Origin of the sequence: Catellatospora aurea, assembly GCF_042663325.1 — a bacterium.
In the GTDB taxonomy this organism is placed as follows: domain Bacteria; phylum Actinomycetota; class Actinomycetes; order Mycobacteriales; family Micromonosporaceae; genus Catellatospora; species Catellatospora aurea.
Map to the genome: position 1 here is coordinate 34,810 of NZ_JBHTAC010000008.1, position 15,263 is coordinate 50,072.

At 72.6% G+C, this 15,263-nt stretch carries 13 protein-coding genes and 1 riboswitch; of the genes, 9 read left to right on the forward strand and 4 right to left on the reverse strand.

Going from position 1 to position 15,263, the window contains the following annotated elements:
• Nucleotides 1-4 precede the first annotated feature (4 nt).
• The 5 genes from ACFQO7_RS10220 (at nucleotide 5) to ACFQO7_RS10240 (ending at nucleotide 5,769) form a co-directional block, all read left to right on the forward strand.
• Nucleotides 5-283: a DUF6510 family protein gene (locus ACFQO7_RS10220; RefSeq protein WP_376806133.1), complete on the forward strand. Its 279-nt coding sequence runs from the start codon at nucleotides 5-7 to the stop codon at nucleotides 281-283.
• A gap of 37 nt (nucleotides 284-320) precedes the next feature.
• Nucleotides 321-713 (forward strand): PPOX class F420-dependent oxidoreductase, encoded by a 393-nt coding sequence (locus ACFQO7_RS10225; protein WP_376806134.1) that lies wholly within the window; start codon nucleotides 321-323, stop codon nucleotides 711-713.
• Between the two features lie 223 nt (nucleotides 714-936).
• Nucleotides 937-2,598 carry a DUF4331 domain-containing protein gene (locus tag ACFQO7_RS10230; protein ID WP_376806135.1) on the forward strand — a complete coding sequence of 554 codons (1,662 nt, stop codon included), beginning with the start codon at nucleotides 937-939 and terminating at the stop codon, nucleotides 2,596-2,598.
• 115 nt (nucleotides 2,599-2,713) lie between these two features.
• Nucleotides 2,714-4,102 (forward strand): tetratricopeptide repeat protein, encoded by a 1,389-nt coding sequence (locus ACFQO7_RS10235; RefSeq protein ID WP_376806136.1) that lies wholly within the window; start codon nucleotides 2,714-2,716, stop codon nucleotides 4,100-4,102.
• 2 nt (nucleotides 4,103-4,104) lie between these two features.
• Nucleotides 4,105-5,769 carry a nickel/cobalt transporter gene (locus ACFQO7_RS10240; RefSeq protein ID WP_376806137.1) on the forward strand — a complete coding sequence of 555 codons (1,665 nt, stop codon included), beginning with the start codon at nucleotides 4,105-4,107 and terminating at the stop codon, nucleotides 5,767-5,769.
• Nucleotides 5,770-6,084: 315 nt separating this feature from the next.
• Here ACFQO7_RS10240 and ACFQO7_RS10245 read toward each other — a convergent pair whose 3' ends face one another.
• The 3 genes from ACFQO7_RS10245 to ACFQO7_RS10255 are packed head-to-tail and all read right to left on the reverse strand — an operon-like array spanning nucleotide 6,085 to nucleotide 8,162.
• Complete coding sequence (locus tag ACFQO7_RS10245) at nucleotides 6,085-7,419, reverse strand: HNH endonuclease signature motif containing protein (RefSeq protein ID WP_376806138.1); 1,335 nt, start codon at nucleotides 7,417-7,419, stop codon at nucleotides 6,085-6,087.
• A gap of 32 nt (nucleotides 7,420-7,451) precedes the next feature.
• Nucleotides 7,452-7,781: a hypothetical protein gene (locus ACFQO7_RS10250; protein WP_376806139.1), complete on the reverse strand. Its 330-nt coding sequence runs from the start codon at nucleotides 7,779-7,781 to the stop codon at nucleotides 7,452-7,454.
• Nucleotides 7,782-7,790: 9 nt separating this feature from the next.
• On the reverse strand, nucleotides 7,791-8,162 hold the full coding sequence (locus tag ACFQO7_RS10255) for a DUF2784 domain-containing protein (protein WP_376806140.1): 372 nt from the start codon (nucleotides 8,160-8,162) through the stop codon (nucleotides 7,791-7,793).
• Nucleotide 8,163: 1 nt separating this feature from the next.
• Nucleotides 8,164-8,352, forward strand: a riboswitch (cobalamin riboswitch).
• 39 nt (nucleotides 8,353-8,391) lie between these two features.
• Here ACFQO7_RS10255 and cobN point away from each other — a divergent pair.
• From cobN to ACFQO7_RS10275, 4 genes are all read left to right on the forward strand, one after another.
• A complete protein-coding gene (cobN, locus tag ACFQO7_RS10260) occupies nucleotides 8,392-12,042 on the forward strand; it encodes a cobaltochelatase subunit CobN (RefSeq protein ID WP_376806141.1) in 3,651 nt (1,216 codons plus the stop codon).
• Between the two features lie 97 nt (nucleotides 12,043-12,139).
• Nucleotides 12,140-12,991: a DUF6585 family protein gene (locus tag ACFQO7_RS10265; RefSeq protein WP_376806142.1), complete on the forward strand. Its 852-nt coding sequence runs from the start codon at nucleotides 12,140-12,142 to the stop codon at nucleotides 12,989-12,991.
• Between the two features lie 46 nt (nucleotides 12,992-13,037).
• On the forward strand, nucleotides 13,038-13,394 hold the full coding sequence (locus ACFQO7_RS10270) for a hypothetical protein (protein ID WP_376806143.1): 357 nt from the start codon (nucleotides 13,038-13,040) through the stop codon (nucleotides 13,392-13,394).
• Between the two features lies 1 nt (nucleotide 13,395).
• Nucleotides 13,396-14,226, forward strand: coding sequence for a DUF6585 family protein (locus ACFQO7_RS10275; protein WP_376806144.1), 831 nt, complete (start codon nucleotides 13,396-13,398; stop codon nucleotides 14,224-14,226).
• Nucleotides 14,227-14,235: 9 nt separating this feature from the next.
• On the opposite strand, the gene ACFQO7_RS10280 is transcribed toward ACFQO7_RS10275, so the two are convergent.
• Complete coding sequence (locus ACFQO7_RS10280) at nucleotides 14,236-15,156, reverse strand: GNAT family N-acetyltransferase (protein ID WP_376806145.1); 921 nt, start codon at nucleotides 15,154-15,156, stop codon at nucleotides 14,236-14,238.
• Nucleotides 15,157-15,263: the final 107 nt, after the last annotated feature.

The following is a 15,263-nucleotide window of genomic DNA, read 5'->3' on the forward strand; positions in this document are numbered from 1 at the left end:
TGTGATGGAACTCTTCTCCGACGACTTCACCGACGGCAACGCCCTGGCCGGGCCGCTGCGCGAGATCTTCGCGGTGGACATGACCCAGGCCATGGGACGCTGCGTCAACTGCGGCGACGAGGGGCCGGTGGCGGGCCTGAAGGTGTACACCCATGCACCCGGCCTGGTCGCCCGCTGCCCGTCCTGCGAGGAGGTGGTGATGCGGCTGGTCCGCGGCCCTAGCAGCGCCTGGCTCGACCTGCGCGGCACCATGTCCCTGCGCATTCCGATGCCCGCGGAGTGACCGGTTTGACCATGCTTTGGCGGGTAGATTTCGTTTTATGACTATTTTGACCGCAGAGGACATCGCGCTGCTCAACGAGCCGCAGCTCGCCCACGTCGGCGTGGTCGACTTCGACGGCTCGCCGCACGTCACGCCGGTGTGGATCGACACCGACGGCGAGCACATCCTGTTCAACACCGCCAAGGGCCGCGTGAAGTACAACGCCATGGTCCGCGACCCGCGGGTCGGCATCTCCATCGTGGACAAGGCCAACGACTACCGCACCCTCTGGGTGAAGGGCGACGTCGAGTTCGTCGAGGAGGGCGCGGACGCGCACATCGACAAGCTCGCCTACAAGTACCTCGGCAAGGACAGCTACCCGTGGCGCAAGGCCGACGAGGTACGCGTGATCGTCAAGGTTACCCCGACCGTCCGCCTCGCCCAGGCCTGACCGCTCTCCCGGCCTGCTCAGCGCCTATCGGGCGATGGGAAGGGCACCTTCTACAACGCGGAGCGTTGTGAAGGTGCCCTTCCTTTCATTCGGTGCCGGGAGGGGTTCGGATGGGTCGGTGACGGCAAGTGGACAGGCCCCCATCTATGCGGGTGGGTGGGTCCGAAGTTCCGGCAACAGACGCGGTCGGCGCGTCTGCCCCTCAGTACCGGAGGACCCGACCATGAGACTCACCCTGCGCCAACTGGTCCGCCGCCGGACCGGCGCCGCGCTCGCCGTGGCGGCCTGCCTGGCCGTCTCCGGCGGGCTGTACGCGCTCGGGCCCGGCACGGCCGGCGCGTCCAGCCACCGCGAGGCGCCCCTCATCGCGCAAGACCCCGCCGTCGACGCGACCGACCTGTACGCCTTCGTCAGCCCGGACCGCCCCGGCTACGTCACGTTCGTGGCGAACTGGGTGCCGTTCCAGGAGCCGAACGGCGGCCCGAACTTCCACCCGTTCGCCACCGACGCGCAGTACCTGATCAATGTGGACAGCGACGGGGACGCGCGGCCCGACGCCCGCTTCCGGTGGACGTTCAAGAACATCGACAAGCGCGGCAACTCCACCTTCCTGTTCAACAACGGGCCGGTGACCTCGCTCGACGACGAGAACCTGCTGTTCAAGCAGACGTACACGCTGGAGTCCTCGTTCAACGGCGAGGCCTTCCGCACCCGCGCCACCAACGTCGGCGTCGCACCCTCGCGGGTGGGCCCGGCGTCCATGCCGGACTACGGCGCGCTGCGCGAGCAGGCCACCGTCAAGCTGCCCGGCGGCTGGCGCATCTTCGCCGGGCAGGCCGACGACCCGTTCTTCCTGGACCTGCGGGTGTTCGACCTGCTTTACGGCGGCGACCTCAGCGAGACCGGGCAGGACACGCTGGCCGGATACAACGTCAACACCATCGCGCTGGAGGTGCCGTTCAAGGACGTCGCGCTGCGCGGCGACGGCGCGCGCAACCCCGTGATCGGCGTCTGGACCACCACCGAACGGCCCCGGGTGCGTATCACCGGACGCACCGGCGACCCGCGCAGCGGGGACCGGGTGCAGGTCTCGCGGCTGGGCAACCCGCTGGTCAACGAGGTCGTCGTGCCCGCCGGGCTCAAGGACGCGTTCAACGCCTCCCGCCCCGACGGCGACGCGAAGATCCCGCAGCTGGTCAAGCGGGTCACCGAACCCGAGGTGCCCAAACTGATCGAGACGATCTACAACATCCCCGCGCCGGCCACCCCGCGCAACGACCTGGTCGAGATCTTCCTGACCGGGATCACCACCAAGGCCGACGGCCCGATCAAGGCGGACCTCAACTCGCAGCTCAACAACGCCGACGTGAACCCGTCGAAGTTCCGCCCGTCGGAGATGCTGCGGCTGAACCTGTCCGTGCCGATCACCGCCGACCCGAACCGCCTCGGCGTCATCGGCGGCGACCTGCAGGGCTTCCCGAACGGGCGGCGGCTGGCCGACGACGTCGTCGACATCGAGCTGCAGGCCCTGGTCGGCGCGGCGCAGACCGGCCAGATCGTGGACGCGCTGGCCGCCGGGGACAAGGTCGACGCCAACGAGAACGCCTTCGGCGACACGTTCCCGTACGTGGCCCTGCCCAACGCGGTCGGGGTCAACACGGCCGGCACGGGCGGCGGCAACCCGGCCGCACCGGCCTCGGTCGACGCCTCCCCGGCGTCCGCGTCCTCCGGCGGCGACGGGGGCATGTCCACCGGCGGCGCGATGGCGATGGTCGGCTCCTCCGTCGCCGGCGGCCTCGGCCTGCTGCTCTTCGCCGGCTGGTGGATGCGCCGCCGCAACCGCCCCCACACCCACGGCCCCGACGAGCCCGCCCACACCCGCTGAGGAAAGGAAGGGCACCTTCGTCAGCTCGCGTCAGCGAGATGAGCAGCGCATCGGCTCGCATAGCGATGTAGAAGGTGCCCTTCCCATCGCTGATCTTGTGAAAGGGGAGGTAGACATGTGGCGACGGATCATCGCGGTGGGCGTGACCGCCGCGGCGCTGCTCGGGCTCGGGGGCACGTTCGGCGCGGGGCCCGAGCCTTGGACGGCCGAGTCCGCGTACGCCCAGGGCGACCCGCTGGTCGAGTCGATCGAGCAGGCGCAGGCGCGGCTGCGGGACGTGCCCGGCGACTGGACCACCTGGGCGGCGCTGGGCAGCGCGTACGTCGAGCGGGCCCGGATCACCGGGGACCCCGGCTATTACACCCGAGCCGAGGGCGCGCTGCGCGAGTCGCTGCGCCTGCACCCGGGTCCGTCCTCGACGGACCCGGCCGGCAAAGAGCCCGAGGCCGTGGGCAGCGGCACAGCCAGCGGCGCGGACACCGGCACGGTCGGGGAGACCGGCGGCGGGACGGTCGGCAACGACGCGGCGCTCGTCGGGCTCGGCGCGCTGGCGAACGCGCGGCACGACTTCGCGCTGGCCGAGCGGCTGGCCCGGCAGGCGATCGCGGGCAACCCGTTCAGCGCCGACGCGTACGGGGTGCTGACCGACGCGCTGACCCAGCTCGGCCGGCCCGCCGAGGCGACCGAGGCGGCGCAGCGCATGCTCGACCTGCGGCCGGGCCTGCCCGCGTTGTCCCGGGCGGCGTACGACCTCGAACAGCACGGCCGCGTCGAGGAGGCCCACGCGCTGTGGACCCAGGCGCTCGCCACCGCGATCGCACCCGCCGACCTGGCCTTCGTCCACCACCAGCTTGGCGACCTGGCTTGGCACGGCGGCGACCTCGCAGCGGCCCGCGCCGCGTACGAGGCCGGCCCGGCCGCCGACGCCGGCTACCTGCCGCTGCGCCACGGGCTCGCCCGCGTCGACGCCGCGGGCGGCCGCACCGCCGAGGCGCTGGCCGGGTACGCCGCGCTGACCGCGGCTTCGCCGACCCCGTCCCTGCTGGTCGAGCACGCGCTGCTGCTGCGCTCGCTCGGCCGCGCCGCCGAGCCCGAGGCGCAACTGGCCCTGGCGCAGGCCGCCCTGGACCTGCTGGCCGCCGGGGGAGGCGCGGACGACCTCGCCGCCGCCGAACTGGCCCTGGCCCGCGGCGACCACGCCACCGCGGTGCGCCTGGCCGCGGGCGAGTGGCAGCGGCGCAGGCACACCGACGTCGCCGACACCCTCGCCTGGGCGCTGCACCAGGCCGGACGGCACCGCGAAGCGCTGCCCCTGGCCTGTGCCGCGGCGGCGCTCGGCGCGCGCAGCGCGCTCCACGCGTACCACCTGGGAATGATCGAACTCGCCCTCGGCGACCGCGCCGCCGCCCGCCGCGACCTCGCGCGGGCGCTGCGGCTCAACCCCCACTTCTCCCCGGTCGACGCGCCCGCCGCGGCGCGCGCCCTGGCCTCGGCAGGTGCGTGATGATGCGTAAGACGTCGCTGGTCGCGGCGCTCGTCGGCGGCGCGCTCGCGCTGCTGCCCGCCCCCGCGTCCGCGCACCCGCTCGGCAACCTCTCCATCAACCAGCTCGTCGCGCTGACCCTGCGTCCCGACGCCGTCGACGCCACCACGATCCTCGACATCGCCGAGCTGCCCACGCTGCAGCAGCGCGGCGCGGTCGACACCTCCGGCGACGGCGTCGCCGACGTCCCCGAGCTGCGTGCGCACGCCACGGCCGCCTGCGACGCCTTCGCCCGGGAGCTGGCGGTACGCCTCGACGACCGCCCCCTGACCTGGACCGTCCGCTCGGCCGCGATGATCCTCGAACCGGGCTCCGCCCGCCTGGCCACCAGCCGGGTCACCTGCACCCTGAGCACCCCCGCCCGGCTGGACCGCCCGGCCGTGCTCACCGTCCACAACGGGCACCTCGCCGACCGCGTCGGCTGGCGCGAGATCACCGCCACCGGCGTCGGCGTCGACCTGCCCGACTCACCCGTGCCCGCCCGCAGCACCACGAACGAGCTGCGCGACTACCCCGTCGACCTGCTCGGCTCCCCGCTCGACGTCCGCGACGCCAGCCTGCCCGCCCGTCCCGCCGCAGCGCCACCCGGCGCACCGGCGACCGGCCTCACCTCGGCAGTCGCACCGGACCTGGGCGCGCCCGCCCGGCCAGGCGATCCCGCGCCGCTGCGCTGGGCCGCCTGGGCGCAGCAGCAGGTCCTCGACACCGTCGGAGCGGACCGGCTCACCCCGCTCGTCGGGCTGCTCGCCGCGCTGCTCGCACTCGTGCTCGGGGCGGGCCACGCGCTGCTTCCCGGCCACGGCAAGACCGTGATGGCGGTATACCTCGCCGACCGCGCGGGCCGCCCCCGCGACGCGCTGACCGTCGGCGCGACCGTCACCGCCACCCACACCGGCGGCGTCATCGCCCTGGGCCTGCTGCTCACCGCCGTCTCCGGCCTGACCGGCCAGACCGTGCTCGGCTGGCTCGGCCTGGCCAGCGGCACCATCGTCATCACCGTAGGCCTCGCGATGCTGCTGGCCACCCTGCGCCGCAGGCCCGGCCACACCCACGACACCTCAGACCACGACCATGCCCACTCCCATGGCACGTCCGACAACGACCATGCTCACGACAACGACCATGCTCACGACCATCGCCATGGCCACGACAACGACCATGCTCACGACCATCGCCACGACCATCGCCACGACCATCGCCACGACCATGGCCATGGCCATGGTCACGGCCACGGGCACGGGCACGGGCATCGGCATGGTCTGTTCGGCCGGGTGCACTCCCACGACGGCTCCCATGCTGCCGAGGGCACGGGACGCGGCCGGTTCGGGCTCGGCGCGATCGGGGTGGCGGCGGGTCTGGTGCCCAGCCCGTCCGCGCTGGTGGTGTTGCTGGGCGCGATCGCGCTGGGCCGGACGGGCTTCGGCATCCTGCTCGTGCTCGCCTACGGGCTGGGCATGGCGGGCACGCTCACCGTCGCGGGCCTGCTGCTGCTCAAGGTCCGCGATCGCTGGTCGGCGCGATTCGAGCGGTTCCGGCGGCTCCGGCTGGCCGGGCCGTACGCCGCGAGCGCGATGGTGCTGCTCGTCGGCGTCGGCCTCGCCGCACGTGCGGCGACGCTGGTGGTCTGATCGCGGCACGGGCGCCGCAGACAAATCACTCGTGCAAGGCGTTGGTGGCGACCAGTCGTCGTTCACGACGACGGCTGGTCCTGCTGCTACGCGCTGCTGGAGTACCGGACGACTGCGGAGGTGGCGGCACTGCTGGACGGTCACCTGTCCGACGCGCGTCGACCAGCAGGAAGCCGAGGGCGAGCTGCTTGCCTTGCCAGCCGTGTGGGCGGTAAAGCAGGGTGCGCAGCGGCGGCCGTCCACCTGCTCGGGCGGTTGCCGATTCTCCGAGTGGAAGCCCGGCTCGGCCCGGTGTGATCGGTGCTCGGGCACGGCCTAGGGCCGCAGGTGGAAGGTGTTGCGGCGGGGGAGCCGGGCGGCGTCCACGTAGCTCGGCGGGATGAACTCGGGCCGCCGGTCGTGGCCGACCCGGACCTGCCAGTCGTCGTGGTGGACGACGCGGTGGTGGTGTCCGCACAGCAGCACGGCGTTGTCGAGGTCGGTGGGACCGCCGTCGGCCCAGTGCCGGATGTGGTGCCCCTGGCACCAGCGAGGTGGGCGGTCGCAGCCCGGGAAGGCACAGCCCCGGTCGCGGAGTACGAGCGCTCGGCGCAGGGCTCCGGTGACGAGGCGTCGGGTCCGGCCCAGGTCGAGCAGTTGCCCGTCGCCGCCGAGCACGGCGGGAATGACCTGGGCGTCGCAGGCGATGCGCCGGACGGTCTCAGGAGTGAGCGTCGCGCCGTTGTCGAGCAGCCCCGAGCCGGTGCGCTGAGCGAGGCCGTCGTAGTCGACGGTGATCACGAGCTGAGGACGGTCGCCGCCGTTGTCGGGCAGTTCGCCCGAGGCGAGCACGCGGCGGCAGATCTCGGTGAGGGCGTCGGCCCGCCGTTGACCCGCGGTGCGCATGTCACGAGCGCTTTCAGCCGCGCTGTGCCCGCTGGCGGATGAGCCTTCGACGGGATCGCTGTCGCCGCTGAGGGATAGGGCACGGGTGTGGCTGAGGACGCCAGGACGGGCGAGGGGGTCGAGCGCGGCGGTGACCACGGCGGCCGCTTCGGTGTCGAGCCAGCCGGTCAGGCGGACCCGCCCGCTGCGGTCGGCGACCAGGGTCAGCGTGCGGGTGGCGTAAGCGCGTTCCTCCTGCGCGGCCAGTGCTTCGCGTTCGTGCTCCTCGGCGGTGTCGGGGGCGACGTGCGTGAGGATGCGCTCGCCGAAACGGCGGAGCACGGACGGTTCGAACTGGGCCGCGAATCCGATCAGTGCGGTTTCGGCCTTCGCCGCGGTCTCCAGCCCCACCTCGCAGGGGAGTGCGGCGAGAGCCTGAGCGATGACAGCGGCCTGCTCGGTGTTGACGGTTCCGGCGGCGAGGGCGTCGGCGGTGGTGGGGAGGCGCTCCAGCGCGCGGGCGAGTTCCAAGGTCTGCTTGGCCGTGCGTATGCCGATGCGCCAGTGTTCGCGCAGCCAGACCGCGGTGCTGGAGGCGCCGTGAGCGGCGGGGACGGCACGGGCGTCGAGCTCGCGGACCAGCGACAGCTCCACGGCCGCCAGGCGTTCCCGCAATGCTCGTGCCGAGTCGAGCGAGGTGATCAGCTCGGAGTCGGTCAGCGACCACACGGACGAGTCAACGCAAGCGGCGACCATTCGCCCGGCCTGCGTCAACCCCTCATGCATGGCTCCATTTTAGAACTGGCGTACGACAAGAATCAGCGAAGTTTACCGATCAACAGATGGCTTCCGTGGCGAGCCGGAGGCTGCGGCGGAGCCACCGGGGGCAGGTCCGGGTCGGCGTCGGCCTCGTCGAAGGTCAGGTGGACGATCGCGGCGACCTCGCGCGGCGCGGTCTGCTCCAGGACGTCGGGGATCGCAGGCCCGGCCGGCAGGTCGACCTTGCCGCCCACGCCCGACAGCAGGCGCGCGGCGTGCGCCTCGTTCTCGCTGCGCTTGATGAGCAGCCAGCGGCCGTCGCGATGGAGGTGGACCCCGACGTTGACGACGAACGCGGGACGTCCGCCGGGCGTGAGCTGCTCGATCATCCGGGCACTCTATGGCACGTCGGCCGTGCCGGCGGGCCTGCGGCGGAGGGCGAAGCCGATCCAGGAGGTCAGCACGACCAGGCCGGCCAGCACCTGCAGCGGCACGGTGAACCGTTCGGGGTAGACCACCCCGGTCAGGTACGTGTCGATGAAGCCGCGGGACAGGCCCTGCTCGCCGGCTTCGCGGCGGGCCCAGTCCTCGACGTAGGTCAGGGGGCAGTCGAGGCCGAGCGCGACCGTGGTGAAGCCCCAGCCGGCGGCGATCAGGTGGGGCCAGATCAGCCACGGCCGCCACCAGGCCAGGAAACCGCCCGCCACGACGTACGCGAGGAACGCGAAGTGCACCACCATGGTGAGCCCGGCGAGCCACTGATAGGCCATGCTCCATTATCTGCCGCTAGGATCGCTCTCGGCGGCAGGGAGGAACTCGGGGAAGAGCCGAGACGGTCCCGCCACTGTGACCGGGGAGCCCGTCCCCACCCCGTCGGAGAGATCCGAGGCCACCGCAAGGGAAGGCCCGGGGCCGGGCGTCGATCCGGGAGTCAGGAGACTCCGGCCGCCGCATCGACTCTGCTACCGGGGCGCGGACCCCGACAGGAGGTACGCGGCCATGACGGCTGTCCAAGGTCTGCTGCTGTCCACTGCGGACACGGAACTGCTCGCCGCCCGCGCGTCGGATGCGCCCTGGCGCATCGGCAACCCGGCCCGGCTGGACGCCGGTGACGTCCCGGAGCTGCTGCGGGGTGTCGGCTTCGTGGTGGTACGGCTGCTCGGCGGCCGCCGCACCTGGCCGGAAGGGCTCGACGCGGTGCTCGCCGGCGGGCTGCCGGTGGTGGTGCTGGGCGGGGAGGCGCTGCCCGACGCCGCGCTGCAGGCCGAGTCGACCGTGCCCGCCGGGGTGGCCGGGGAGGCGCTGGCGTACCTGGTCGAGGGCGGTGCGGACAACCTGCGCGAGCTGCACCGCTTCCTGTCGGACACGCTGCTGATGACCGGCGAGGGCTTCGACGCGCCGCGGGCCACGCCGGAGTACGGCGTGCGCCTCAACCCGGCGCACGAGGCCGGGCGGCCGACCGTCGGGATCGTCTACTACCGGGCGCACGAGCTGGCCGGGAACACGGCGTTCGTGGACACCCTCGCCGGGGCGCTGCACGACGCGGGCGCGAACGCGCTGCCGGTGTACTGCGGCTCGCTGCGCGGGGTGGCGGACGGGCTGCGCGACCTGCTGCGGGGCTGCGACGCGCTGATCGTGACGGTGCTGGCCGCGGGCGGCACCACCCCGGCGGACGCGAGCGGCGGCGGGGACGACGAGGCCTGGTCGGTGGCGGCACTGTCCGAGCTGGACGTGCCGGTGCTGCAGGCGCTGTGCCTGACCTCGTCGCGGGCGGTGTGGCAGGAGTCGGACGCGGCGCTGAGCCCGATGGACGCGGCGATGCAGGTGGCGATCCCGGAGTTCGACGGCCGCCTGATCACGGTGCCGTTCTCGTTCAAGGAGCCCGGCCCGGACGGCATCGGCGTGTACGCCGCCGACCCGGAGCGGGCGGCCCGGGTCGCGGGCATCGCGGTGCGCCAGGCCCGGCTGCGGCACGTGCCGAACGAGCGCAAGAAGCTCGCGATCGTGCTGTCCAGCTACCCGACCCGGCATTCGCGGGTCGGCAACGCGGTCGGCCTGGACACCCCGGCCAGCGCGGTGGTGCTGCTGCGGGCGCTGCGCGAGGCGGGATACGACCTGGGCGAGGGCTTCCCCGAGGACGGGGACGCGCTGATCCATACGCTGATCGCGGCGGGTGGGCATGACGTGGAGTGGCTGACCGAGGAGCAGCTCGCGGCGGCCCCGGCCCGGGTGCCGCTGCGCGAGCACACCCGCTGGTTGGAGGCGCTGCCCGCGAGCCTGCGCGACGGCATCGTGGCGGCGTGGGGCGAGCCGCCGGGCGAGCTGTACGTGGACCGGGGCGAGATCGTGCTGGCGGCGCTGCGCTTCGGCAACGTGCTGCTGATGATCCAGCCGCCGCGCGGCTTCGGGGAGAACCCGGTCGCCATCTACCACGACCCGGACCTCGCGCCGAGCCACCACTACCTGGCCGCGTACCGCTGGCTGGACGAGGAGTTCGGCGCGGACGCGGTGGTGCACCTGGGCAAGCACGGCACCCTGGAGTGGCTGCCGGGCAAGGGGCTGGGCCTGTCCCGCGAGTGCGCGCCGGACGCGGTGCTCGGGGACATTCCGCTGGTGTACCCGTTCATCGTCAACGACCCGGGCGAGGGCACCCAGGCCAAGCGGCGGGGGCATGCGGTGATCGTGGACCACCTGGTGCCGCCGATGGCCCGTGCCGAGACGTACGGCGAGATGGCGAAACTGGAGCAGCTGCTCGACGAGTACGCCACCGTGCAGGCCCTCGACCCGACGAAACTGCCCGCCGTGCGCGCCCAGATCTGGACCCTGATCCAGGCCGCCCAGCTGCACCACGACCTGTACCAGGCCGACATGCCGGGCGAGGACGACTTCGACGACTTCATCCTGCACGTCGACGGCTACCTGTGCGAGGTCAAGGACTCGCAGATCCGCGATGGCCTGCACATCCTCGGCGGCGCGCCGGAGGGCGAAGCGCGGATCAACCTGGTGCTCGCGGTGCTGCGCGCCGACCAGGTGTGGGGCGGCGTGCGCGGGGCGCTGCCGGGCCTGCGGGCGGCGCTGTGCCGCCGGTACGGGCTGGACGAGCGTGCCCTGCTGGCCGAGCCGGGAGCCGTGGCGGCCGTGCCCGCGGACCTGACCGAGGTGGCCGACGGCCCGGCCCGCACCGGCGCGGACGCCGTCGACCTGATCGAGGGCGTGGCCCGGCGGCTGGTGATCGGCAACGAGACGCTGGGCTGGGAGCCGTCCAAGGTCCCGGCGGTCGTCGCCGAGGTGCTGGGCGGCCCGGACGACGCCGTCGAGGCGGTGCTGCACTTCGCCGCGACCGAGGTGGTGCCGCGGCTGGACGCGACCGTGGACGAGGTGACCGCGGTGCTGAAGGCGCTCGACGGGCGCTACGTCGCGGCGGGGCCGTCCGGCTCGCCGACCCGCGGCCTGGTCAACGTGCTGCCGACCGGGCGCAACTTCTACTCCGTCGACCCGAAGGCGATCCCGTCGCGCAACGCGTGGGACGTCGGGGTGGCGCTGGCGGGCTCGCTGCTGGCCCGGCACCGGCAGGACACCGGCGAGTGGCCGCGCACGGTCGGGCTGACCGTGTGGGGCACGTCGGCGATGCGCACCCAGGGCGACGACATCGCCGAGGTGCTGGCCCTGCTGGGCTGCCGGCCGACCTGGGACGACGCGTCGCGGCGGGTGACCGGGTTCGCCGTGGTGCCGCCGGCCGAGCTGGGCCGGCCGCGGGTGGACGTGACGGTGCGCATCTCCGGCTTCTTCCGGGACGCGTTTCCGCACGCGGTCGCGCTGATCGACGACGCGGTGCGGGCGGTCGCCGAGCTGGACGAGGCCGACGAGGACAACTTCGTGCGCGCGCACGCCCGCGCCGACGAGGCCGAGCACGGCGACCGGCGGCGGGCCACCACCCGTATCTTCGGCTCCAAGCCGGGGGCGTACGGGGCCGGCCTGCTCCCGCTCATCGACGCTCGTAACTGGCGCGACGACAAGGACCTGGCCGAGGTGTACGCGGTCTGGGGCGGCTACGCCTACGGCCGCGACCTGGACGGCCGGGCCGCCCGCGAGGACCTCGAACGGGTCTACCGCCGGGTCAGCGTCGCCGCGAAGAACGTCGACACCCGCGAGCACGACATCGTCGACTCCGACGACTACTTCCAGTACCACGGCGGCATGATCGCGATGGTGCGCTCGCTGACCGGGGCTTCGCCGACCGCGGTCATCGGCGACTCGCACCTGCCCGACAGCGTGAAGACGCGCACCCTGGGCGAGGAGACCAAGCGCGTGTTCCGGGCCCGGGTGGTCAACCCGCGCTGGATCGCCGCGATGCGGCGGCACGGCTACAAGGGCGCGTTCGAGCTGGCCGCGACCGTGGACTACCTGTTCGGCTACGACGCCACGGCCGGGGTCGTCGACGACTGGATGTACGAGAAGCTGGCGGCGGCGTACGTCTTCGACCCGGAGGTCCGCGAGTTCCTGGAGCGGTCCAACCCGTGGGCGCTGCGCGGCATCAGCGAGCGCCTGATCGAGGCCGCCGACCGCGGCCTGTGGGCCGAGCCGGATCCGGCCACGCTGGACGCGCTCCGTCAGGCCTATCTGGAGGCGGAAGGCAGTCTCGAAGGCTGACCGGGCAGCGGCGAGCCGTCGGGTGATCGGGTGATTCACGACGATCCGGTGGATCACTACCGTGGCTGCGACACTTCGCTGAACGGGGAGATCCGACGTGACGACACCTGGCCTGACGGCGCACACCGACACCCCGGCCGCGGTGCCGGCCGACGTCGCCGCGGCCGCCGCGGCCCGCGACCTGGGCGCGCACCGGGAGAGCTACCCGGCCAAGACGGTCAAGGTGATCCTGTTCGCCCTCGGCACGCTCGCGGTCATCTTCGGGGCGCTGGCCGTCATCATGACCGTGGGGACGGCCGGCGCCGCGCCCGGCGAGAACGAGGTCGGCGCGACTCCCGCGATCATCATGTGGGCGATCGCGCTGCCGTCGATCGGCGGTTTCCTGTGGGCGCTGCTGCGCAGCCCGGCCGTGTCCAAGCAGGCGCGGCGATTCCAGGTGCACGTGTTCGAGCGCGGCTTCGTGTGGGTGCGCCGCAAGGGCACCGAGGTGTACCGCTGGGACGACGTGCAGACGCTGCACGCGGCCATCACCGTCGTCAACAACACCGGCATCGTCACCACGACGTACGACTACCGCATCGTCTGCACCGACGGCCGCCGGACGCGGTTGCGCGAGGTCCACACCGACATGGCACGGTTCGGTCCGCTGCTGTCGGCCGAGGTCGCCAAGGCGCAGCTGCCGAAGGCGATGTCGTTCTTCGACGAGGGCAACCCGGTGGCCTTCGGTGACTTCACGATCACCGACGATGGTGTGCAGACCAGGCGCGGCAAGCTGCTGACCTGGTTGGAGATCGGCGGCGTGCGACTGGACACCGGCCACGTCAGCATCGCCGACCGAGCGGGCAAGCGGATCTCGCCGCAGACGCTGCTCGGCAAGATCCCCAACGGGTACACGTTCCTGCTGATGATGGACACCATCCTCGGCAAGCTGCGCGCCGCGCAGGCGTAGCACGCCGTCCGCGAGAAGTCCGACAGCCCGGAGGGGGCACAAGAACGTGGCAAAACCTAAGACAGGTGTCGTCATCGGCGCGTCCGTGCTGGCCGTGATCGGCGTGGTCTTCTTCGTCGTCGCCGCGCTCAGCTCCGGTGGCGAGGTGAGCTGCGACGGCAAGGCGATGCGGCCGGGTGACGTGTGCCTCGAGGTCGCCAAGGACGGCCGCAAGACCTATCACACCTACGACGAGGTCAAGGCCGAGCAGGAGGCGCGCCGCCCGGTCCTGCTCGTCGTCCTGGGTGGGTTCGGCGGGTTGTTCGTGCTGGCCGCGGGTGGATTCCTGGTGGCGGGCTCGCGGGAGAACAAGAAGGATCAGGCGCAGATCGAGGCCGCGGCGGCATGGATGCGGGCGGGCTGACATGACACTGCTGGTGGAATCCGCGCTCGGGCTAGCCCCAGACGTCACCGTGGCGGCCTCGATGCGCAACCTCGGTGAGCACCGCGAGAGCTACCCGGCGGTCACCCCCAAGCCGCTGCTGCTCTCCTCGGGCATGTTCGCGGTGCTGTTCGGGGTGCTCGCCGGTGGCGCGACCTGGGGCGCGATCATCGGTGACCCGGCGGTCTGGATCGCCGCCATCATCCTCTGGTCCCTCGCCACGCCGTGCCTGCTGGGCTTCCTGTGGGTGCTGCTGCGCAGCCCGGCCGTGTCGAAGCGGGCCCGGCAGTTCCGGGTGCACGTGTTCGAGCACGGTTGGGTGTGGGCCCGCCGCAGCGGCACGGAGGCGTACCGCTGGGACGAGGTGCAGGCGCTGTTCGCCAACCTGGCCGTCTTCACCGCGGAGATCAGCCGCAGGACGCCCTACGGCATCCGGATCGCCATGGTCGACGGCCGCCGGATGGAGATCTGGCAGGTGCACGTCGACATGACGCGGTTCGGCCCGCTGCTCACCGAACGCGTCGCGCGGGCGCAGCTGCCCAAGGCGATGGCGTACTTCGACAAGGGCAACCCGGTCACCTTCGGCGATCTGACGATCACCGACGACGGCGTGGCCTTCCAGGGCTTTCTGACACCCTGGTCGGACATCGGCGGCGTCGAGATCGACCATGTCGACCAGAGTTACCTGTCGCTGCTGGACCCGCAGTGCAAGCCGCGCGGGGCGCGGGTGAACTTCGGCCTGATGGCGAACGGGTACACGTTCGTGCTGATGGTCGAGGCGATCCTCGCGAAACTGCGCGGCGTCGGCCGGTAGCGCCGGCCGTCAGCCGGCGAGCTGCTTGAGGTAAGAGTGCTCGCTGGCGAAGGGTTGGTAGCCGAGCCAGTCGTTGACCGCGATCATCGGCGCGTTCATGTAGTCGTTGCAGGTGATCGCGGTGTGGATGCCGGCCTGCGCGGCCCGGTGCAGGGCGACCGCCTTGGCGATCTTCGCCAGGCCCCGGCCGCGGTACTCGCGCAGCGTGCAGGTGCCGGCGGAGATGCCCTTGCCGAGTTCGAGGTTGGCCTCCAGGAACGTCACGCTGGCGGGCACGCCGTCGACGAGCACCACGGTGCCGACGTCGAGCTGCTGGTCGGGGCTGTTCCAGTAGCGGGCCAGCCAGGTGTCGTAAGGGATGCCGTCGAAGGACATGTCGCCGGGTTCGTCGATGGACGCGGCCTGGTCCAGGTCGTACACCGCCTGCGGGCCTGCCTCGCGGAGGCTGACCGCCGTCACGCCGGACGGCAGGGGCGGCACGGGCGGCAGGTGGGCGGTGTCCAGCCGGGCGTAGCGGTCGTGGGCGCCGCGCGTGTAACCGCGCGCCTCGGCCCAGTGCTGGTCGGCGGGGTCGTCGGTGGCGAAGGTGCGCACCCGGCGGGCGCCGATGGCGCGCAGGTGCTGCTCCAGCCGCTCGTGCAGGGCGGTGCCCACGCCCCGGCCGCGATGGTCGGGGTGCACCTCGACCTGCAGGTAGCTCGCGCCCGGCTCGGCGGTGGAGATGTTGAACCCGCCGACGGCGCAGCCCACAACCTGCCCGTCGCGCGCGGCCAGCAGCCGCAGCAGCCGGGCCTCGGGGCGGCTGGTGCGCCACCACACCTGCTGCTGCGCCACGCTGGAGACGAACCACGGGAAGGCGGCGTAGCGGATGCGCGCCTGCTCCGGCACGTCCTCGATGGTCATCTCGCGGATCAGCAGCTCATTCGTCACGGTCCCTGTCTAGCAGGGGCGGCAAGCGAATTACCGGTGGCGCCCGCGCCGTTGCGGGCGCCACCGGTGGTCTGTGTCGGGGCCGCTCGGTGTCATCCCGGAGCGCA